This is a genomic window from Neobacillus sp. CF12 (genome assembly GCF_030348765.1).
Taxonomy (GTDB): Bacteria; Bacillota; Bacilli; order Bacillales; family Cytobacillaceae; genus Neobacillus.
Map to the genome: position 1 here is coordinate 1022898 of NZ_JAUCEU010000007.1, position 20174 is coordinate 1043071.

19 protein-coding genes are annotated in these 20174 nt (G+C 36.2%); 1 reads left to right on the forward strand and 18 read right to left on the reverse strand.

The window, feature by feature from the left end; translation table 11 throughout:
* Positions 1-64: 64 nt before the first annotated feature.
* The 9 genes from QUG14_RS05155 to QUG14_RS05195 all read right to left on the reverse strand — a co-directional run bounded on the left by QUG14_RS05155 (position 65) and on the right by QUG14_RS05195 (position 9695).
* Positions 65-1948, reverse strand: coding sequence for a helix-turn-helix domain-containing protein (locus QUG14_RS05155; RefSeq protein ID WP_289339451.1), 1884 nt, complete (start codon positions 1946-1948; stop codon positions 65-67).
* 295 nt (positions 1949-2243) lie between these two features.
* Complete coding sequence (locus QUG14_RS05160) at positions 2244-3788, reverse strand: hypothetical protein (protein WP_289339452.1); 1545 nt, start codon at positions 3786-3788, stop codon at positions 2244-2246.
* A gap of 76 nt (positions 3789-3864) precedes the next feature.
* Positions 3865-4629 carry a hypothetical protein gene (locus tag QUG14_RS05165; RefSeq protein ID WP_289339453.1) on the reverse strand — a complete coding sequence of 255 codons (765 nt, stop codon included), beginning with the start codon at positions 4627-4629 and terminating at the stop codon, positions 3865-3867.
* A gap of 283 nt (positions 4630-4912) precedes the next feature.
* Positions 4913-5791 (reverse strand): amidohydrolase family protein, encoded by an 879-nt coding sequence (locus tag QUG14_RS05170; RefSeq protein ID WP_289339454.1) that lies wholly within the window; start codon positions 5789-5791, stop codon positions 4913-4915.
* Positions 5792-5853: 62 nt separating this feature from the next.
* On the reverse strand, positions 5854-6381 hold the full coding sequence (locus tag QUG14_RS05175) for a hypothetical protein (RefSeq protein WP_289339455.1): 528 nt from the start codon (positions 6379-6381) through the stop codon (positions 5854-5856).
* A gap of 14 nt (positions 6382-6395) precedes the next feature.
* Complete coding sequence (locus QUG14_RS05180; protein ID WP_289339456.1) at positions 6396-7880, reverse strand: FAD-binding oxidoreductase; 1485 nt, start codon at positions 7878-7880, stop codon at positions 6396-6398.
* Between the two features lie 357 nt (positions 7881-8237).
* A complete protein-coding gene (locus QUG14_RS05185) occupies positions 8238-8969 on the reverse strand; it encodes a DUF4386 domain-containing protein (protein ID WP_289339457.1) in 732 nt (243 codons plus the stop codon).
* Between the two features lie 52 nt (positions 8970-9021).
* Positions 9022-9246, reverse strand: a complete 225-nt coding sequence (locus tag QUG14_RS05190) for a helix-turn-helix transcriptional regulator (protein WP_289339458.1) — start codon at positions 9244-9246, stop codon at positions 9022-9024.
* Between the two features lie 2 nt (positions 9247-9248).
* Positions 9249-9695 (reverse strand): hypothetical protein, encoded by a 447-nt coding sequence (locus QUG14_RS05195; protein WP_289339459.1) that lies wholly within the window; start codon positions 9693-9695, stop codon positions 9249-9251.
* A 242-nt stretch (positions 9696-9937) separates the two neighbouring features.
* Between QUG14_RS05195 and QUG14_RS05200 the strand changes: the two genes are divergently transcribed.
* Positions 9938-11710, forward strand: coding sequence for a CorA family divalent cation transporter (locus QUG14_RS05200; protein WP_289339460.1), 1773 nt, complete (start codon positions 9938-9940; stop codon positions 11708-11710).
* A 99-nt stretch (positions 11711-11809) separates the two neighbouring features.
* Here the strand turns inward: QUG14_RS05200 and QUG14_RS05205 are convergent, their stop codons facing one another.
* From QUG14_RS05205 to QUG14_RS05245, 9 genes are all read right to left on the reverse strand, one after another.
* A complete protein-coding gene (locus tag QUG14_RS05205) occupies positions 11810-12346 on the reverse strand; it encodes a VUT family protein (RefSeq protein WP_289339461.1) in 537 nt (178 codons plus the stop codon).
* Between the two features lie 31 nt (positions 12347-12377).
* On the reverse strand, positions 12378-13031 hold the full coding sequence (gene queC, locus QUG14_RS05210; protein WP_289339462.1) for a 7-cyano-7-deazaguanine synthase QueC: 654 nt from the start codon (positions 13029-13031) through the stop codon (positions 12378-12380).
* A gap of 238 nt (positions 13032-13269) precedes the next feature.
* Positions 13270-14367, reverse strand: a complete 1098-nt coding sequence (locus QUG14_RS05215) for a prephenate dehydrogenase (protein ID WP_289339463.1) — start codon at positions 14365-14367, stop codon at positions 13270-13272.
* Positions 14368-14582: 215 nt separating this feature from the next.
* Positions 14583-15962, reverse strand: a complete 1380-nt coding sequence (locus tag QUG14_RS05220; RefSeq protein ID WP_289339464.1) for a sensor histidine kinase — start codon at positions 15960-15962, stop codon at positions 14583-14585.
* Positions 15959-16639 (reverse strand): response regulator transcription factor, encoded by a 681-nt coding sequence (locus QUG14_RS05225; protein WP_289339465.1) that lies wholly within the window; start codon positions 16637-16639, stop codon positions 15959-15961. The genes QUG14_RS05220 and QUG14_RS05225 overlap by 4 nt, the downstream gene beginning before the upstream one ends.
* 55 nt (positions 16640-16694) lie before the next feature.
* Entirely contained in the window at positions 16695-17381 is a 687-nt protein-coding gene (locus QUG14_RS05230; protein WP_289339466.1) for an ABC transporter ATP-binding protein, read from the reverse strand.
* A 1-nt stretch (position 17382) separates the two neighbouring features.
* Entirely contained in the window at positions 17383-18417 is a 1035-nt protein-coding gene (locus QUG14_RS05235; RefSeq protein WP_289339467.1) for an ABC transporter permease, read from the reverse strand.
* A 139-nt stretch (positions 18418-18556) separates the two neighbouring features.
* Positions 18557-19219 carry an HAD family hydrolase gene (locus QUG14_RS05240; protein ID WP_289339468.1) on the reverse strand — a complete coding sequence of 221 codons (663 nt, stop codon included), beginning with the start codon at positions 19217-19219 and terminating at the stop codon, positions 18557-18559.
* 54 nt (positions 19220-19273) lie between these two features.
* The gene (locus tag QUG14_RS05245; protein ID WP_289339469.1) at positions 19274-20125 is read right to left on the reverse strand and encodes a DegV family protein; all 852 of its coding nucleotides are present in this window, start codon (positions 20123-20125) and stop codon (positions 19274-19276) included.
* Between the last annotated feature and the right edge of the window lie 49 nt (positions 20126-20174).

The window sequence follows — 20174 nt, forward strand, 5'->3', positions numbered from 1 at the left end:
GGCTTAAATACCTGTGTGAAGTCCGGCGTAATCATAAATATAGATAGTTTTAGAGTAATCCCCTTTACCCTGCTTGAATTATTTTGATTCTTTCATGCTCAACGATTTTCAATGCTTTTAAGGCCATCATCAACTGAAATTGTCTTTGAGGATCACGCAAGTCACAATCAAGAAGATCCTTTATTTTGTTAAGACGGTAACGAAGCCCGCTTTTAGATAGCGCGAGGGATTCCGCTGTTTGATCCAAGTTTCCGCCTTGCTCAAGAAAATGGTAAAGCGTTTCAATCAATTCTAGTTTATTCTTATCGAGATTTTCGTAGAGAACCCCAAGATGATCTCGGATCATTTTCTTGATGGCTTGTTCGTTTTGGTCATTGATCAAGATTCCAAGCATGCCTAAATCACTAAATAGCGTAATCGGTTCATCCCTAGAAGAAAGACGAACGGCTGAACACGCTTCTTCCATAGCAACCCCTGCTTCTAGGATGTTTCTGTTTTGTGAGCTTATTCCTGCTAAGAATAGAGCATTTTTTAGTTGTTTCTTTAAAAAGGCCACTAACGACCGAATTGTTTTCTTCATGTTTTTCTGCGTGACATGTTTCTCGGTAATTAAAAGAATTAAGCTATCTGGCTGCTGTCCGATTAGCACATTGAGGTTTTCTACTTCGCGAAAGTAAGCAGACACCGTTTCAAATGTTTTTTTATGTATAGTGAATTCCTTTTCATCACATGAATTCAAAAACTTGTAAGACAATACCACAATATGATAGTGATCGGAAAGATCTAACTGGATAAAATCCGCTTTCCTCATGATTTCTTGTTGCGTATATTTCCCGCTAATAATTTCTTCAAGAAAATGACCTTTCACTTGTTCCATCGATTCCACTTCTGTTTTTTCCTTTAAAAACAGCAGCGAGCAAATCGACGCTAAGCGATCAAGAATCATCGTGTCAATCTCATATTTAGGGGTTCTTTCTCGTTCGTATAGAAATGAACAATAACCTACAATCTTACCTAAGAGGTAGATTGGAGTCTTCAGACTAACCCCTTTTTCAAACGAGAAAATACCCACTTTGGAATGACATTGCTTTTTATCTGGAATCTCTGAAAATGTAGCTTTAATAGATTCCAAGTCTTCTAGGTTAATGCCTTTACAGGCTAAGACGTTTTGACGAATATCCTCCACGACAATCGGTAAATGATTTTGTTTATGTAAAATGTCGAGAATTGACTCGATGTTATTGCCTTTGATTAGTTCATTGGTCATCTCATTATATGTTTTTGACACAAGTGCGAGATTGTTTTTTTCCAGCATGAGCTTCTCGTTTGTTTGCTCCAATTCCTTCAATATCGGCAGTTCTTTACTATAAGAAAAGAATTCCTCCGCCTCTTCCTTCCATTCCGAAACCAGGCGCCCTTCCCAAATACAACACGGTGCTCCTTGTCCAATACATTGCAATTCTTTAAAAAAGACGTTCACTCCCAGCACACCCGTAACATATCCCGTGGCATAACCTGTTAACGTATAACAAACTGGCCCTTGGCTAATCCCAAAATTTTTAAGATGTTGTTCAGCTTCATACGAGTTTTCCCAAACACCTTTAAAACGAAACGATTTAACTTCGTTTCCTTCCACTTCAAACTCTTTTTCAGTGATGTGGGATTTCGCATGTCCTTTTAAGGCATGGATAATCGGACCATATTCGATTTTCTCGAGTAAACTTAAGGAATCATTTTTAGCTACTTCTTGCGCATCTTCAACTCCCAATTGATAGCCATACTTAAAGAAAAAAGTTTTCATTCGATTAATCCCAATATTTTCAATTAAATCCCGCTGCATTGCTCCGAAAGCCTTGGTTGAAACAAAAACAGATCTTTCATCGTTTGCAAACCATAATTCATTCTTTTGGCGCACATGTAATAAGTCATTTAGTTTTAGTGTTTTCATTCCAATGCTCCCTTTATTTCTAATCTTGTTAAGAAAAAAGTAAATCTTAGCTGCGAGTGAATGAAAGATGAAAATTGACATATGCTAATTCCTGAAGATTAATAGTTTCTATTATACTCAAGGATACACTGTATGAAAAGGCTTTCAAGCATGGACCATATATACTCCTATCAATGACTGTGATTACAAATGTAACATAAAGGTTTTTCCAAGGTTTATTTCATGTACTTTATTAAGGGATAATATATTCAATGAAAAAACACCTAAATTCTTCTGAATCGTAGGTGTTTTTTATTTAAACAAATTTCTCCGAACGTTCACTATCATCCGGTCTAAAAGAATCTCTCATTATGGCCATTTTGCTAAAGATCTTATTCGTATTTAGTGTCTTAATTGAATCAAACAATTGCATCATGTCTTTTGATGATACTTTTTCTGAATGTGCTGCGTGATTTCTTATGTCTGTGATTTTTTGCCATTCTCTCAGAAGAAGCTTACGTTCTTCAGGCAACCAGTAAGGGGTCCATTCCTGTTTTTCTAGATTCTTAGAAGCTATTAAATACGATTGCCCGATTGCAGGCGGATGCCATGTACCATTCTTTCTTGATTTATTAAAATCGATTGGTTGACCATCTGTAACATTTGGAGTAATGAGAGCTTCTACTTCTGGCTGTACTTCATAGTAATAATCAGGCAACTTTATATCGTTCTTTTTCCTAATCCAGTGCACAATGGATTTGTTAATTTCAATTTCATAAGCCTTCGCTAAACATATGGCTGCTGGGGTGTAATCCAGACCGGGATATTTATTTTGATTGTATTGCAAGAAGTCACCCACACTTAACCCAATTTCTAATAGTTGATTAGAGTCAGCCTCAAAATCTTGTATCATTTTTTCCCATCTCTGCAAATTAGGTGAGTTCAAGAGAGTAATAAAGGTTGCCACCTTTTCACAAAGACTATCTAGAAGTTCTTCTTGCTCATCATCCATATTTCCAATTGACTTCGCGTCCCTAATTGCATTAATTACTCTTGTCATAGCAATGTCAATCTGCGATTTTGCCATCTCATTAAACTCCGAATAATGGTTTTCACGATTGATTAAAAAGCTTAGTAATTCAGATAAAGCTGTTGCTAAACTCTCAGTTAAAAATTCATTCCCTTTTCCTTCGCATAGGTTTATTTCTTCATCATATTCCTCTCCTAGTAACTCAAACATGTTATTTTGGTATTCTATTGGAGTTTGCGGTGTCTTAAATTGGTCCAGTTCATTTGCAAATATGGCAAGTTCCTTTAACTGTTTGCCAATATGTTTGGTACAAGTACGGTACCATTGGAAAGACCACAATGATGGATGTGTTGTAATCACGATGGCTGGCAACTGGTCATAGGGTATGTTGAGTGTATTTGCAATCGCTTGTACATTAAAAGATTGATTGAATAAATTGGTTTCAATTTCCCTCGGATAGGCTGCCATGTTCCGCTCTTCCCGAAATACTTGCTGTAAATGCCTAAAATAATCCGGTTGTACCTCCTCGTCGTTCCACTGCTCAGGCGGCTGTGTTAAAGCGAAAAACAGTAACTTTTTTCCTGTTTTATGATGCAGACTTAGGAATTGCTTTTTTAGATTTTCAGAGAAATCACGATGTTTTTCAGGGTCATGAATAATAAAAGCGAATAAATTATATGGCTCAAACACACGATCTGTTAGTTTTTTCATTCCGTCAATTTTTCTTTGATCTCTAGGATTTAACGTTTTAAATAATTCAGGATTATATTTTTGATAATAGATTTGGCTCAATGAATGAAAAAATGAATAACTAGAAACAGGCATACCCAATTGCGATCACCCTATTTAATGTATTTTTGTGCTAATAATTCCTTTTTAATTTGAAAGGCTCTGTTAAATATTATTGTTAATATGAAATTTTACTATGATAGGCATCGTATCTATGCTTCATCCATTTATAAAGCTCTTCAAAGTCCATTTCTTTAACGATTTTTCGGGTAGTTTTATAGTTTCCTCCAAATATCTCTTTTTTCATTTTTGATTGCTTATTTGCCTCCTTTAAAATGGATCGAGCCATTAGCAATGTATCCTCTAACACTTTCTCTAAGTCCCACCTGCCATCCTTGCTTTTAGCAGTAAGTGCTATGCTTATACTTTCTGTGTTCTTAAGATACCATTCATAGTGAAAGCTGGTATCGCTAAATTTGTTTTCAAAAATCAGCTTAAACCAAGCTGCATTTTGTTTGCCGCAAAAGAAGATACGTGGCGCACGTCTTCCATGACCATCACAACTAACATCTGTAACGATTCCTGCTGCGCTTATCGCCTTTACGAGTAAAGCAACTCCGGTTTCTAATACAAAAGTTTTAATTTTGGGTCCATGGTTTCGTTTAATGAAATATTTCCAACCATACCACCCTGCACCTGAATCGGATTCGTGATTTCTAGCTGGATACCATAAAATTTGGTTTAGTATCGTTGTTAGTATTTCATCCTCAAGGATAAATAATTTGTTCCCATCCAAAGTAAATTTTAGATCCAGGGAGGCTAGTAATCTTTCTAATTGAGAAAAATCCTCTAATTTGTTCCCTTGAGAAAAATAAATATAGTTATCAATCGGTTTTACTAAAAATCCACGCATTTCTAGGGTATTTGCAAGTAATGTGTTCACATAATCATCTCCTACAGAGAATGGCTAATTTGCAGTCATGAATCTCTCTTTTAATATTCGACAAATAAGCGTGTAGCCCCTTCATATTGCAGTTCCTTTATCAATTATTTCATGGGCAACAGAACACTATCTCCTTCTACAAAAAATCACTTCTTGAAATTTCCTTCTAACAGAAGTACTTATCTTGAAGTGTTTTACATTCCAACTATATGGGTTCATCCAATAATCAAAACTCGTAAATATAATCTTTAACCACCCTTCGCTTTATTGGTGTTTAATGCCTTTAAAGCTCTGATGGACTCTCACCAATCAATGCTAAAAAGTTTTTACCCAGTATATATTCTTTTTGCTGATCAGGAATATCAAGAGATTCTACCCAATTTTTCTTTACTGAATAGTCATATTCATTGAATTTTTGCATTCCATAAGGTCCGTCGCAGCCATATAGCACTTTCTGATATCCTAGAACATTTACTGCTCTCTTTACAATCGCCGGAGTAAGATAGTCACTTGATGTGTCAACATAGACATTAGGTTTATCTTTCACGTATTTCCATAGTTTTTTCCAAAAAGGAAGTCCAGCGTGAGCGTAAATTATTTTAAGTTTAGGGTATGTTTCGGGTAAATATTGATACGAGTATGGTTCGGATGAAAGGTGAATGATGATAGGAATGCCTTTTGTTTCACAAAGTGCAGCAACCTGGTCAAGGGACTTGATACTATATTGATGCATAAACGGATGGGCTTTCACACCAATGAAACCAGGGTTAGTAATATAGGATTCTAGTTCATCAACTGAATCAGGAATTAGTGGGTTCACGGCAGCCCACCCCAGAAAACGGTCCGAGAATCGTTCAATTGCTGCTGCAACGATATCATTATTGGGTTTACAAAAAATCTTGTATGAAGAACCATATAGATTAAAATATCCTTCCTTTACCAACCCATTATAAATTGGAAGGCCCAATTGCGGCACATTTAAGATTAAAAAACGGAAAAAACTCTGCAAATTATGTTGGTATCGGCTATCCAGCTCAAACATGGTTTCATTCATAGGTGCAATCAGCACCGTTTTATTAACTCCATTTTGGTCCATACCTTCTATCATTTTTTCAAGAGTCAGCATGGTTTCATCTACATGAAAATGGCAATCTATTATCATTTCAATCCTCCCCCACAGTGGTAAAAACTATAAGCTTTATTTGAATACGAATACTCACTACCTCAATTTGAAACACTACTGTCCTTACTTTTCTTGATTAGTAACCCCATCCCGCAAATGAATAAAATAGCCCCAAAAGTAGAAATGAAGCTTATCGGGGATATTATTTTTACACTAGAAAGCCCTATCATAATTATCCCAACAAGGAGATAGTGATTAATTGCATGTAAACGGAAAGATTTCTGCTCTATATGCCATGCGTGATGGTACCCTTGTAATAATCCCAAAATTACCTGAAAAAAAAGAGCAATATAAGGAAGAACTTCAAATGTACTAGTAATATAGCCTACTAATATATAAACACAACCCATCCCCATGTAAATGTATGGAATAAACGAATCAGCAGGCTTTTTTCCAACCTGGAAAAGACGATATCCCAGGGCAGCACTAAATGAAAAAGCAGCAAAAAACCAGGTAAATAAGGTTAATGTCAATGAAACTTCTTTTAACCAAAGGATATAATATGGAAAAATGACAACCTGACCGACGGAGACAACCAAGGGGACATAACGTTCACTTATAATCTTCATCCGAGTCTCCTTCATTAAAAGTAATAGTCATAGAAGATGTTTTGAAAAACACCATTTGGATCTCTTATTAATTTCTCTTCCTGAAACATTTCCCACGATGGATAAGATTTTCTAAATTGTTCTTTTGATTGATAATGATAATATGGGAGGTAATATCCGCCTCCGTGCTTGAGTGTTAAATCCGTCCATTCTTGAATAATTGTTTTCGCATTATGAATCTCTTTTTCCTTTAACCCATGTTGGATTAAGATGACGAGTCCAAACATATCTTCTTTCGCATAATTCAAATATGTGTAGTCATCCTTTGCAGCATAACGAACCGTAATGTTATGAATTTTAAAATCATCATTTTTATCATTAGGTGGGAGAATTCTTTTTAAATCACTCATGTATTCTTCATAATGCTCCACTGGAATGAAGAACTCTTGCAGTACTTCTACCCGACCAGGTTTTGTAAATTCCATAAATGCAGAATTCCCGCGCATTGCATTATTTCGCGTAACCTCGTCGCCATCGAGTGACTTAATCAGCAATTTTTGATTTTCCCAGAAAAGATCCTCTAGGCTCCCGCCTTGCCGGCCAATATCCAATGCCAACTTACCAATCCGGGCACCGCGCTCTTTTTTAAGCGGCGTTTTATGATCCACTTTTCCAGTCTTTATGTAATCTATGACATACATTTCGTCCAAAAATGAATTCGGTGCAACACTTACTCTTGCATAATGCATGGATGTATCATCATTTCTTATCAGATTTGCAAAATAGTCTTCATACTCATTTGTTTTAAGTTCTTCTGTATGGATCGTGTAAACGTCATTTTCCGTTAGTTCTAACGTCACATCTAAAATAACGCCAAATAAGCCATATCCCCCAAACACATACTTCATCCATTCCTCAGAGTCATTCCGAGTTACTGTTTTAATCTCCCCTGTCGGAGTGAGAATCGTCATTTCCCTAACTGTTCCAGCCATAGGGCCAAAGCGGATATCCCGGCCATGAGCATTAACGGAGAGTGATCCACCTATAGTAAAAATCGACTGTGACTGTGTGACTTTTAAAGCGAGCCCATACGGTTGAATCGCTTCCTGAACTTCTTCCCAACTAGCTCCACTTTCTACTTTTATCGTCTGATTCTGTTTATCTATTTCTAGGACTTTATTGAATGTCTTCATATCCAATACTACGTTATCCTTGTAATAGGTATGTCCGCCTTGCGAATGCTGAAGTCCAGCTATGGAAATATGATAACCCATTTCATTCGCTTCCTTCACCATTTCTTGTATTTCGGACCGATCTCCTGCTTTTACTATTTTTTTTATCCGTTCAGGGAGCAGACCAGTATAATCTGTTGTCAAATTGCTCTGTGAGAGCCCGTATTTTCTTTTTTCAATCGGAATGCTTGCTAACACGGAGACAACAAAAATACATAATAGAATTCCAAGAAACCATGGGTTTTTATGTATTACCTGTTTATTACTTTTTAATTGTGAAGGCTCCATCAAAATCACCCCAATTAGTGTAATATTACACTAACTATAACAGGATATGTAAATATATTGCAATACTACATTTTTATCAATCTCCTCTTTTTTTTATGCGAAGGGTCCTCTTAAGGAATGTCATATTTCTAATCTTCTCTATTACATCTTTATTCAACGAAAAGTTAAACCATGAACTCATTCATCCTATCTCGTGCTGTGTTTATTGCATTAAAAAAAGCCGCCTAATTGGCAGCTGAACCCTTAACTCTTGAACCCGTTAGGATAATAGATTCTTAATTGGAATGATAAGGAAACGCGAACTCGGCCGAGAATTCTTATCGTTTTCAAATTTAATCTATTTTCATATTAGATTCCTTACATTGAGGTAAACTCTTGTGTTTTAATTTTCCTTTTTGCAGATATGGAAGCAATCGCATTTTCATTAAATCCTTTAGTGATAAGCCATACAGCTAAAATCATTTCATTAGCTGCTACTGGCACAGCCAAAATAGCACCCCAAAAAGAAATTTGAGGAAACACACCAAACATTACGAACAAAGAACAAACGAAAACACAAGTTGATCCTGTCATACCAAGGATCGATATAAATCTGGGTACAAGTCTGGTTTTATAAAATATATAACTATACATCACCGTGTTTATCCCCAACATAAATAGGGGGCCAAGCATAAATGTCCAGTCATGTACTGCCTTTAATATGATACCTGAAGAGTGAAATGATGAGGGATCTGGGGCTCCTGCTGCTACAAATTCCTGGCTTAAGGTTAAGAGGGACAACATACTGATTATACCGACTGTAATAATAATCGCTTCAAGAAACCTGAAGCAAACATGCCATAAGGCTATGGTTTCATCATACTGTCTTAACAATGGAAACATGGTTGTTGCAGTACCAATCGCGGAAACAACCAGTATTAATTCCATTAATGCTCCTAATATCACTTGGTTGGCGTGTTGGGAACCTTCAATAAGATAATCGGGGCCGTTTAAGATAGGATCGTATAAATTTAGACCTATCACCGCTGTAACAGCAGCAAGTATAAACAGTACTCCCACAATTTTTGCAGCTTTTCTGTTTGAATTCATGTCTTTATCCCCTAACATAATAAATTCAAAAAACATTAAGCATTAATCGTTCTTACTGCTTTGTGTTATCTCCATAAAAGAATACCTCTTCCAATGGTAAGTTAAAGGCATGAGCGATGCGAAAAGCTAGTTCCAGTGATGGGGAGTAGTTTCCCTTTTCGAGAGCGACGATGGTTTGTCTAGTTACTCCCACCTTGTCAGCCAACTGCTGCTGTGTCATTTCATCATGGTTGAATCGTAATTTACGGATGTGATTGCCGACAAGATTTTTACCCATTTTTACACTCCTCTCCGATAGTGATATAGTTTTGTAACCGAGCCGGTTACATCTGAAATGAAACCTGAAGTAATCAGAATAATGAACATTACCTGTGACGGTTGATAGAAGACCAGCGAACCCATTGCAAAAAGAAAACCGATGACAAACACAAAAAATGAATTTCGGTTTGCTTTCAAGTCAATTAATTTATCTAATTCATCAGCAAATGTAGGTTCTTTTTCATTGGTGGTCATTCTAAATACAATATTAAAAATAATGCTGATAATGATATGAGCAACAATTGAAAACAAAGTCAGGAAAAGGACGAATGAACCCCAATAACGGAAAACTTCACTTGACTCCACACCTCCTCCTGGGTACTGCGGGTACATGTACAAACAATAAGAGACGAAAATGAGAATAGCAGTAATTACGGATACGATACTTTTCTTTTCTTGATAAGTCATGATTAGCACCTCCTTGTATAATTAATTTTACTAAAAGTTAAACTTGTTATACTTAATGTAAAGCAAACTATACATTAAGTCAAGTGTAAGTTACAAAAATAGGCCGGACACTGCCTTACAGTGGCAGTATACCGGCCTTCGCGAAGAAGAGAAAATAGATATAAAATTGTTACTTTAATAAACTCAATCTCTAAATATTTGGTATTATTAATAAGGATACACTAGGCAATTAGGAGGATTTTATGCAGGACGTTTTATTAATTGAAGACTCTTCGATTACATATCGAATAGAGCCCTTTTATTTTGAAAAGGGTTTCTCAGAGATTCATAACCCAATAGGGTTTAGACCCTTAACCTTTACAAAAGAAATGTTTTACGATCATATCGATAATCTCATGTTTTTGAAGGAAAAAGACCCTTCATTCCACAATCAAATTGGTAAGTCCTTTCAAATTGACTGGAATCTAAGTGATGAAATCCTATATCATGATTCCTATCAAAAAAAAGATGTACCATTACCCTTCAAGGAAACGGAATATGAATATCTTGTTGAGGGGAAGAAGAACTCCCCCTTACAAAAATACATTCGTTTTAAAATTGAGAATGTCCATTTGCTTGTAAGTGAAATGAAAGTTGGGTTTCTCGTTTATGATTTAAAGGTTATTGAATTATACGAAATCAAGAATGGTGAGAAGGAGTCTCTTACACAAACTGTTGAGAATTATGAATGGGCGATGTATTATTTGCGTAAGCTGCAGATTGCCAATAAGGGATTTTTGGTTGCTGCTATCCAAGATCCTGAACAGGTTCTTCGAAGGAAAGAATACTTTATGCGTAGAGATGCAGCCATTCAAAACAATGAACACTTTACTGAGGAGGAACCCGCCAAACCAACCTTGGTTCCTATAAAAGTAAAATGGACAGACTTAACAAACGGTCTCTTAAAAGAACTTGGTGAAGTACATAGTTTTACGAATCAGAAAAAGGTTGGTCACCATGCATTATTATATACATCAACATTCATTCAACCTCCTGAAGAAATAGACGCAACCGCAGGAACACGTAAGAATTTTGAATTAATGATTGCAAATAAAGTTTACAAAATTAGTCACGGCTACCGGGAGACGTATTATAAAGATGTAAAAGTCGAGGATATTCTACGTCCGTTTGACAATATTATGTGGAATTTTTCGTCTGAAGGCGCATCAAACATTGTTTATACAATTAAAGATGAACAAGCGATGAAATTTTTTGACGGTTCTTTTAAAACGAAACGTGAAACGAATTTTTACTTTATGTACGTTTTGGGATTGCTTCAAAAGTATAGTCTTCTTTATTTCACAATCCGCTCAACAGATATACTGTTCCAGTCTTCTGTCTATTCAGGTGAGGAACTTAATAAGGAAGAACGAGATAAAGAGCTAAAACGCACACGTGATTTTTATGCAGAAACATTAAAATTCACCGTTCATGGTTACTATGAACAAGTATCCTACCATAGTCATTACAACGAAATATATGTACAGCTTATTAAGGCACTTCGGATACCAGAAATGCAGCAAGAACTATCGCCTAAAGCAGAAGCTTTCCATCAAGTAATTGAATCCCTAGTGTATGAACAAGAGATGAAGGAGAAAGAATCGGCAAGAGAGGAACAGGAAAAGCAAAATAATATCTTTCAAACAATCACGTTTTTCCTATTGCCTGCATCCATTGCGACTGGAATTTTAGGGATGAATGTTCCTCTTATTACAAATAGTAATAACTTCTATCTTGGCTATGTGGTATTTGGCGTAACATTGCTTACAATATTATTATTAATTCTTCTAAATAAGAATAAATCCATTTCAGCAAGAACCATTGCCGTTGCTTCCGCAGTATTCCTAAGTATAATCATTCTGTTGGATATAAAGTATGATTTTCCAAAACAGGATGAAGAAACAGAGCAAATTAAGATAGAGGAACAGTCTAATGAGTCTAATCAAGATGCAAAGCCTGGGTCCGATAAAGAGTAGTTGATAAGGAGTAGTTGGACGATCTTTAGGGTTTAACCTTAAAAAATCTAAAAAAAAGCCCCAAACCCTCATTTTCAAGGTTCTGGAGCTTTTCTTTCCTTAATTAGAAACTGTTTTATTTGTCATGTTATTGGTTTGGTGAATGATCAGTGCTGCAATTCCTTGAATGATCGTTTTAACAATGACTTGACCTAAGATTGCTGCTGGTACGGCTTCCCATGGTAGAAAGTTTGCACCTAGCGGGCTTAGACCAATCACGACGAAAATCGCAGAATCAAGTAAACCACCGACGATTCCACTATACAGAACGCGCAAACTCATTGGCAGGTTTAATCTTGTATAAATCTCTGTATCGGTTGTTTCAGCAATCGCAAATGAGATGGCGGATGCCAATACGATGATTAATGTATCCCCTAATAAAGCAGAAACAACTGCTGATAAAAATAACGCTGTTCCAATGAACATATACGTTTTCTTTCTTCCGTATTTGTTCTGAACCAAGTCACGGAAGATAAATGTTGCTCCGATAAGCAATGTTCCCATTGGAACAATGAATACACCTAGTGTTAATGGTGCAAATGCCGCCGTTACAACGTTCGCGGCGATTATTGAAATTAAATATAAAAGAATTCTCATTTTTTCCCCCTGCTTTCTATTTCCTTTTTGCTTATTTTGCTTTTAGATATTCATCCAGCCCTCTTTTTCTTAAGACACAAGCTGGGCATTCGCCACAACCATCGGCAATGATTCCGTTATAGCATGTTAATGTTTTTTCTCGTACGTATTCAAATGCCCCTAATTCATCTGCTAATCCCCATGTTTCTGCTTTGTCTAACCACATTAATGGGGTATGAATCACGAATTGGTCGTCCATTGATAGATTTAGGGTAACATTCAACGATTTGATAAAGACATCACGACAATCTGGGTAGCCGCTGAAATCTGTTTCACAAACACCGGTAATTAAATGCTTTGCACCAATCTGACGTGCCAAAACGCCAGCAAACGTTAGAAATAATAGGTTTCTTCCTGGGACAAAGGTGGATGGAAGTTCCCCCTCCCCGCCGTCAGTTACTTCAATATCCGAACGAGTTAATGCATTCGGAGCCAGTTGATTTAACAACGACATGTCTAAAATATGGTGTTTGACACCAAGTTCATTGGCAATATCCTTCGCACATTCAATCTCTAGACTGTGTCTTTGATTGTAGTCGAATGTAACAGCTTCTACTTCTTTAAAGTTTTTTAACGCCCAAAATAAACAAGTGGTGCTATCCTGCCCGCCACTAAACACCACAATTGCTTTTTCATCTCTTAACATCTTAAGTAAACCCCTTTCTAAATAGGAAAAAACAGCACCCCAAGATAGAAGTGCTGCTTCTTCTTAGTTTTTTTACCGAGGGGTGCTACAACCTCCACCGCTAATTGCGGAATTTTTTATATTTGATTAGTAGATTCAATAAAAAGCAATAGGTATAAATTATACCGTATTTCGTGGTAATTTCCAATGGATAAAGAATGGAATTAAAATGCCCCCTGTGGAGGGAGCGGTTTCGACATCATTCAATGATAAATGTTTCATATAAATTTGCTATCAAGTTATCTGCTTTTTCACGATCGGGATGATTACGGAAACTGATACGCAGTACTCCATATATATCTTCACGACTTTCAATAATTTCTAAGTTGGTAATGTTAATACCATTTTTCGCTAATAGACTAGTAATTTCCGCTAATACCCCTGGTGAGTCCGGAATATCAACAAATAAGTCGAAATAAGCGTCTAGGCCGCCTTTTTTATGAGCAGAAAATTCATCTCTAAATTCTTTGGCATGCTCAAAGAAATAATAAATCTCGTCTTTGGCAGCTTTCCGAATACTTTCTCTAATATCATTCATCTGTTTCATCCACACATCAAATTGGTGCAGGATTGGTTCTCGGTTATGAATCAGAATGTCACTCCACATTTTAGGATTAGAAGAGGCAATTCGTGTGATATCCTTAAATCCACCTGCTGCCAAATCTTGAATGATTGGTGTTTCATGGTGAAAATATTCAGCATGTTGAACTAAACTTGATGCAATAATATGCGGGAAATGAGAGATGACACCAGCGACATGATCGTGTTGTTCTGGGCTCATTTTTATAAATTTAGATCTTGTACCCTGAAGTATAGTTTCAAGTCTTTGGATTGCTTCAGGAGACGTTTGTTCATTGGGTGTAATCACATAAAAGGCATTTTCAAAAAGGTCCGCTTTTGACGCTTCTACCCCACTTTTATGTGAGCCGGCCATTGGGTGCCCGCCAACAAAGTCAACGGAATTAGGCAAGACTTTATGCGCCGTTTCTACGATTTCCTTTTTGGTACTTCCTACATCGGTGATGAGTGTACCTGTTTTCATATATGATTTCCCTAGCCTATGTAGGATCTCAACCGTTTCCGTTACAGGAGCTGCAATAAAGATGACATCCGCCTTCCCTACGCCTCTTTCAATACTTGTCACATACTCATCGACTACCTCAAGAGAAAGCGCAAGCCCTGCCCGTTCTTCATTTATGTCATAACCAATTAAATGACAATCATGACTGTTTTTAATCGCTAAAGCAATCGATCCGCCAATTAAACCAAGACCAATCAAAAAGATATTTTCTTTCACTAGACTTCCTCCAAAATGATTCTTCTGAATCTACACTATAGTACTACCTATATATCTATTATACTATTGAAAATTCTATTTTGGAGTAAATAGTATTTAATTGTTAATTATTGTTTACTAATTGCTTTTGGATTAAACAAAAAGTACCGGACACCCAAAAAATTGAAAGGTGCCTGGCACATTGTTCTCCAATGGTGGATATTTTGATAAATTTTCTACTTAACGGGTAATTCAATTATAAATGTAGACCCTATATTCTCTTGACTCTCTACAGCAATTTGCCCGCCATGCAATTTAACAATGGTTGCAACAATCGACAAACCCAATCCAGTCCCCTCAACACTTCTGGTTCGAGCTTTATCTGCCCGGTAAAAGCGGTCAAATATTTTATCGACTTCAGCATCACTCATCCCTAATCCAGTATCACCAAATGTCACGAAAATCGATTTTCCTCTTTCTTCTAATGATATCTCTATACTGCTATTCGGTTTATTATATTTAATAGCGTTTGATAAAAGATTATCCCAAACCGTATTCAGTAAAGAAGGGTCTCCGACAATTTCGATATCAGGCAGGGAGTAACTAAGCATTAATCCATTTTCATTGATTGCCCATTGATAATTCCGGATTAATCCCTTAATTTGCTCACCAATATTAAAAGCCTTTTTCTTCATTACATCCTCATTTCTATCTAATGAAGCAAGTAGTAATAGTTGTTTCGTTAAGGAAGAAAGCCTTTTGATTTCACCATTTATGATGGTCACATATTGCCTTCGATCTTCTTTGCTTAGTAAATCATTATCTAAAAGATTCGTATAACCCTTAATATTCGAGAGAGGTGATTGGATATCATGTGAGATATTTGAGATAAATTCCTTTCTCATATCCTCCATTTGTTCTAACTTTCTTGCCATTTGTAAAAAACTACGGGAAAGCTGCCCTAACTCATCATCACGATTACTATCGAGTTCCACATTATATTTTCCTTTTGCTAGTGATTCTGTTGCTTTCGTTAGTGTAGAAATAGGTTTTATTAGATATCTTGTATTTATCAGAACCATTACGATGGTCAAAATAATCGCTAATAGCAGGATCCATCCTAATAAAACATGCATCTCGCTAAATAGAAATTTGATATCTGGTCTTATAAAAAGAGCATAGTTTTTACCGTTATGTTCTAATGGAACACCTATACTGTTCCTGAGTTCATTGGCAAAAAAACCTGTGACAAACGTTTCCCGTGGAAATTGAAGAATACCATGAAAAATTTCACCATTTAATACAAGATCTTTCGTTGAAATGGGAAGATTTTTATCTCTGAAAGGTTCACCAAAAAACTTCTCATACCCAAGGTTATCGACTAAATAAAGTTGGTATCCAACGGCAGAAAGGTTTTCCAAATAGTCTTCTAGGATGATCTCTGGATGTTCTTTCGCAAACGTGGCAATGTTTTGTGCAACCATTGTGTTTTTTTGATCATTAACTGGCTTAATTTTTTGGTGGTAATACGTATTTGAGATTAGAAAAGCAATGATGAAGCTGATCAACATCATTCCAGTTGTTATGACAATAAATTTCACATAAAGAGTTCTCATACCCGTTTGACCTCCAAAAAATAGCCAACCCCACGTACTGTTTTTATCTGAAAATCATCGCTTAATTTAGAAAAACGTTCCCTTACTCTTTTTATATGAACATCTACGGTTCGATCATCCCCTTCATAATCGATACCCCAAATCTGTTCAATTAGGTGTTCCCTAGAAAACACTTGCTTTGGATTAGAAAATAGATAATTTAAGAGTTCAAATTCTTTTAAAGGTAAAAGCATGGTTCGATTTCCTATCTGTACTTCATAGCTTTTTTTATTGATGGTTGTATTGCCAATACGTATAATGGATTGTTCTATTTGATGGTCATATCGGCGTAACAATGCTTTTATTCGAAAGAGTAATTCCTTTGGTTCAAAGGGTTTAACCAAGTAATCATCTGTTCCAGCTAGAAATCCTTGCTCCTTATCCTCGATTTGGCTTTTTGCGGTTAATAGGAGAACTGGAATTTTGTATTGCTTTCGAATTTCCCTTGTTAGTTCAAAGCCATCCATGAATGGCATCATCACATCGACAACCGCTAAATCACAAGTTACCTTTTTTAATATTTCCAAGGCTTCAATCCCATCTTTTGCTTGTACTACAGTGTAGCCTTGATTCGTTAATTGAATGTTGATTAGATTTAATATAATCATGTCGTCATCAACAATTAAAATAGTTGTCATTGAGGTTTTCTCCCCCGGTAAATGCTATTCTATTCATTATAACCAACTTTGAAATCTAAGTTTGACTATGCAAAACCTTTCCATCACTCATCTTAATGATACAATCTGCATACATAAGCATTTCCTGGTCATGCGTCACCATTAGTGTTGTAAGTTTTAGCGCTTTCGTTAAATCACGAATGATCGTCATCAAATCTTTTGACCTTTTTGAATCCAGGCTCGCAGTCGGCTCATCTGCGAACAGAACCTTAGGTTTATGGATAATGGCTCGAGCAATGGCAACCCGCTGCTTTTCCCCACCTGATAATGTTGCTGGATAGGCATCTTTCCGATGGTTCATTCCTACTAATTCTAGAATTTTGTCAATTTCCTTTTTTTGTTCTCGTTTCTTTAATTTAGATTCTGATACATCCAACATTAGCATTAATTGCTCTTCTACTGTGAGAAAAGGAACCAAATGGGCGAATTGAAAAACAAAACCAAATTTACTTGCTCGAATTTCCCGAACTTGTTCTCCATTCATGGTAGTCATATTTTCACCTTCAAATACCACTTGCCCACATGATGCTTGTTGAAGCCCTGCCGCAATGGTTAAAAGAGTACTCTTTCCAGATCCAGAAGCACCAACCAATGCCGTTAGCTCACCTTCTTTAAGAGAAAGATTGACTCCTTTTAGTACTTCTTCTTCTACCTCACCATTTTTAAACGTTTTTCTAACTTGATCGATTGTAAATATTGTCATACTAAACCTCTCCTTGTTGGATTGCTTGTAATGGTTCGACTTTTTTAATCTGTAATCCTGATATCGTAGCCCCGATAAAAGCAATCAATAAGAAGACTAAGGATAATTGTACGGTTGTTTCTAGGGTCAAACGAAAAGGCAATCCTTCAGGTGCAATCAAGTTAACAACCTGACTAAGCGTAATGGAAATAGCTAATGCAATGGCTGTAATAACGATCAATTGTGTCCACATCATAGTAAACAGTGTTCTTGTTTTCACCCCGATTGCCATTAAGATACCGTATAAACCCATTTTTTGGACGTTCATCATATAGAAAAAGATCCCGAATAACATTCCGCAAATGACAACTAAAAACCAGACAATCATATTTAGTGAGGTCTGCTCAGCTTTGTAACTGGATATTGTATTAAGGAACTGATTTTTAGAAAATAATTCTAAACCAGTCATTGACTCAGATGAATTTTCTCCCGGTACGAATATCAGTTGCATTTCATTACTTCGGTACATTTCGTGGTAGTCTTCGCGATTGATAAATGCAACAGGTGCATGGCTGAATTTCTTTTTGTCCACAAAACCTTTTACAAAAAATGAGCCGCTGTACTGATTATTCGTTAAGGTATCTCCAATATTTATCCCCTTATCTTCCAAAGACCGATCTAATACGATTTCTCCTTTTTTGACATTCGTAAATAAATAGGAGTCAGTTGAAGTTACAAATGCAACACTTTGTTGCTTGGAATCATCATTATTCAAAAACCCCATTTGAATTGAAAATGCAACTGCATCTTTTTCTTTATTTAAAATTACATTCTGGACAATCGGATCAATTCTCGAGAGGTTAATTGTTTGATCACTATTTTTAGCCATATAAAATTTTCCCTCGGGCAAATCTTTAATTAATGCAGCATTGTCTTGTGACAATCCATTTGCCAAACCAGATATAATAAACGTTAATAAACTAACCAAAAATACAATCGAACCTAAAATCAAAAATCTTACCTTATTTTTCTTCATTTCTTTCAAAGCCATATTCATCTTAATTCCTCCAATCGCTTTTTCACATCCTAAGTTTATAATTGGATTGTGAACTGAAGATGAACAACTGAATACATTTTAAGTAAAAAAATAAAAAGTGCCAGGCACCAGCATTAAGGACTGGAACTTGGCACTTTTTTTACTTTATGATTTCCCATTTTTTATGATTAGCTACCTCAAAAAGCCGAGGTTCTGGGTTTACAGCAACAGGATTTCCTACTAATTCAAGAACATTTAAATCTGTATAACTATCCCCATAGGCAAAGCTATTTTCCCAGTCAATGTCTGAATTAGACAGATGTGCATTAATAAATTCTGTTTTTCGCTCACCGTATATATAGTTTACGGTTGCCTTCTTACTCAGTTTTTCATCATTGAACGGAATATTACTTCCAATCACGCAGTCGAAGTTAATATTTTTTGTGACTGAGTTTAGGAGTGGCTCATATGCTCCTGACACCAGCATCGTATAATAGCCATCTTTTTTATGTTGTTCCAGTCTATGTAACATGGATTCACTAAGGTTTTGACTCATGATTCCGCCTATTTGAGAAAAAAACAGCTCAATTTCTTCTTTTGGAGACGATCCAAAAGCAGCTATGTAGGAGCGCATAGAATACTCTTTCATTTTTTGTTCGGGATAAAGTTTGCATTTATATGCTAGGTAAATCGGTAAAATCCTAACGAAGAAATTTCGATACTTCTGAGAATGGATCGGATGATTCTTTAAATGCCCCATCAAAAGCGGGAACGTCTCTTCAGGAAATAATGTTCCATCAAAATCAAAAATTGCAACCTTCATATAATCAGCCTTTCATTTTTAAAAATATGGAGCTAATCACTGGCATTACACTTCCTAAACTTCCAAACCAGCAATTCCAACTCCGCCAGGTCCAGCATGTGTAGATATCATGGAACCGGCTTGAATCCAATTTACATTATGGAAGCCAGCTTCTTTTGCAATAATATCCATCCCCTGCATGATCTCTTCATCTAATCCGATAGAGTAAAGCAGGTAAAGTTGTCCTCTATCTATGTCATATTGTTCTAAATAATCTCGCATGAGTTTTTCTGAAACTACCTCCATTTTGCCACGATATTTCTTTGTTGAAACAAGATTTCCATCGATTAATTCAATCCGTGGCTTTATTTTTAACAATGCCCCTCCGAGATAAGCTAGATTACTAACTCTTCCACCTGCTCTTAAAAACTCTAAACTTCCAGGAACGAAAGCCAGTCTTGATTTTGGAACCTTTGATTCAATACTCTTTACTAGACGAACAGGGTCAATCGAAGGTTCATTCTCTAATAAGGTCACCGCATACATCACGATAGCAGTTAATCCACCAGTAACATTTAATGCATCAATGAGAAAAATATCCTTCATTTCTTCCGTAGCTATGACCGCATTTTGGAAGGATGATGATGCTTTTGACGTATAACCAATATGTATAATGACGCAATCAGGAAAATCAGTTTTAATCTTCGTGAAAAATTCAAGATATTCATGGGAATTGGTAGACGTTGTAGAAGGTATTTTCTTTGTCCGCTCGTAATAGTCATAAATATCTGTTACAGGTAACGAACCATCCAAATAATCTTCTCCAGCCATAATTACATGCATCGGGACAACTTGTACATTATGTTTATCAGCTAATTCAACTGGTAAATCCGCACCACTCTCAGTCGTTAAAATAATTCTTGTCATCAATATCCCCCACTTCTATTAAAAAAATCACAACGTTTCCTTCTGCATT

Excerpts from the sequence above, each read along its gene's own strand:
- QUG14_RS05205 (WP_289339461.1), bottom strand. The coding sequence starts at position 12,346 with ATGAGAATTCTTTTATATTTAATTTCAATAATCGCCGCGAACGTTGTA.
- QUG14_RS05235 (WP_289339467.1), bottom strand. The coding sequence starts at position 18,417 with ATGAATATGGCTTTGAAAGAAATGAAGAAAAATAAGGTAAGATTTTTG.
- QUG14_RS05200 (WP_289339460.1), top strand. The coding sequence starts at position 9,938 with ATGCAGGACGTTTTATTAATTGAAGACTCTTCGATTACATATCGAATA.
- QUG14_RS05190 (WP_289339458.1), bottom strand. The coding sequence starts at position 9,246 with ATGGGTAAAAATCTTGTCGGCAATCACATCCGTAAATTACGATTCAAC.
- QUG14_RS05170 (WP_289339454.1), bottom strand. The coding sequence starts at position 5,791 with ATGATAATAGATTGCCATTTTCATGTAGATGAAACCATGCTGACTCTT.
- QUG14_RS05225 (WP_289339465.1), bottom strand. The coding sequence starts at position 16,639 with ATGACAACTATTTTAATTGTTGATGACGACATGATTATATTAAATCTA.
- QUG14_RS05180 (WP_289339456.1), bottom strand. The coding sequence starts at position 7,880 with ATGGAGCCTTCACAATTAAAAAGTAATAAACAGGTAATACATAAAAAC.
- QUG14_RS05155 (WP_289339451.1), bottom strand. The coding sequence starts at position 1,948 with ATGAAAACACTAAAACTAAATGACTTATTACATGTGCGCCAAAAGAAT.
- QUG14_RS05230 (WP_289339466.1), bottom strand. The coding sequence starts at position 17,381 with ATGACAATATTTACAATCGATCAAGTTAGAAAAACGTTTAAAAATGGT.
- QUG14_RS05240 (WP_289339468.1), bottom strand. The coding sequence starts at position 19,219 with ATGAAGGTTGCAATTTTTGATTTTGATGGAACATTATTTCCTGAAGAG.
- QUG14_RS05175 (WP_289339455.1), bottom strand. The coding sequence starts at position 6,381 with ATGAAGATTATAAGTGAACGTTATGTCCCCTTGGTTGTCTCCGTCGGT.
- QUG14_RS05245 (WP_289339469.1), bottom strand. The coding sequence starts at position 20,125 with ATGACAAGAATTATTTTAACGACTGAGAGTGGTGCGGATTTACCAGTT.
- QUG14_RS05185 (WP_289339457.1), bottom strand. The coding sequence starts at position 8,969 with ATGAATTCAAACAGAAAAGCTGCAAAAATTGTGGGAGTACTGTTTATA.
- QUG14_RS05195 (WP_289339459.1), bottom strand. The coding sequence starts at position 9,695 with ATGACTTATCAAGAAAAGAAAAGTATCGTATCCGTAATTACTGCTATT.
- queC (WP_289339462.1), bottom strand. The coding sequence starts at position 13,031 with ATGTTAAGAGATGAAAAAGCAATTGTGGTGTTTAGTGGCGGGCAGGAT.
- QUG14_RS05220 (WP_289339464.1), bottom strand. The coding sequence starts at position 15,962 with ATGAGAACTCTTTATGTGAAATTTATTGTCATAACAACTGGAATGATG.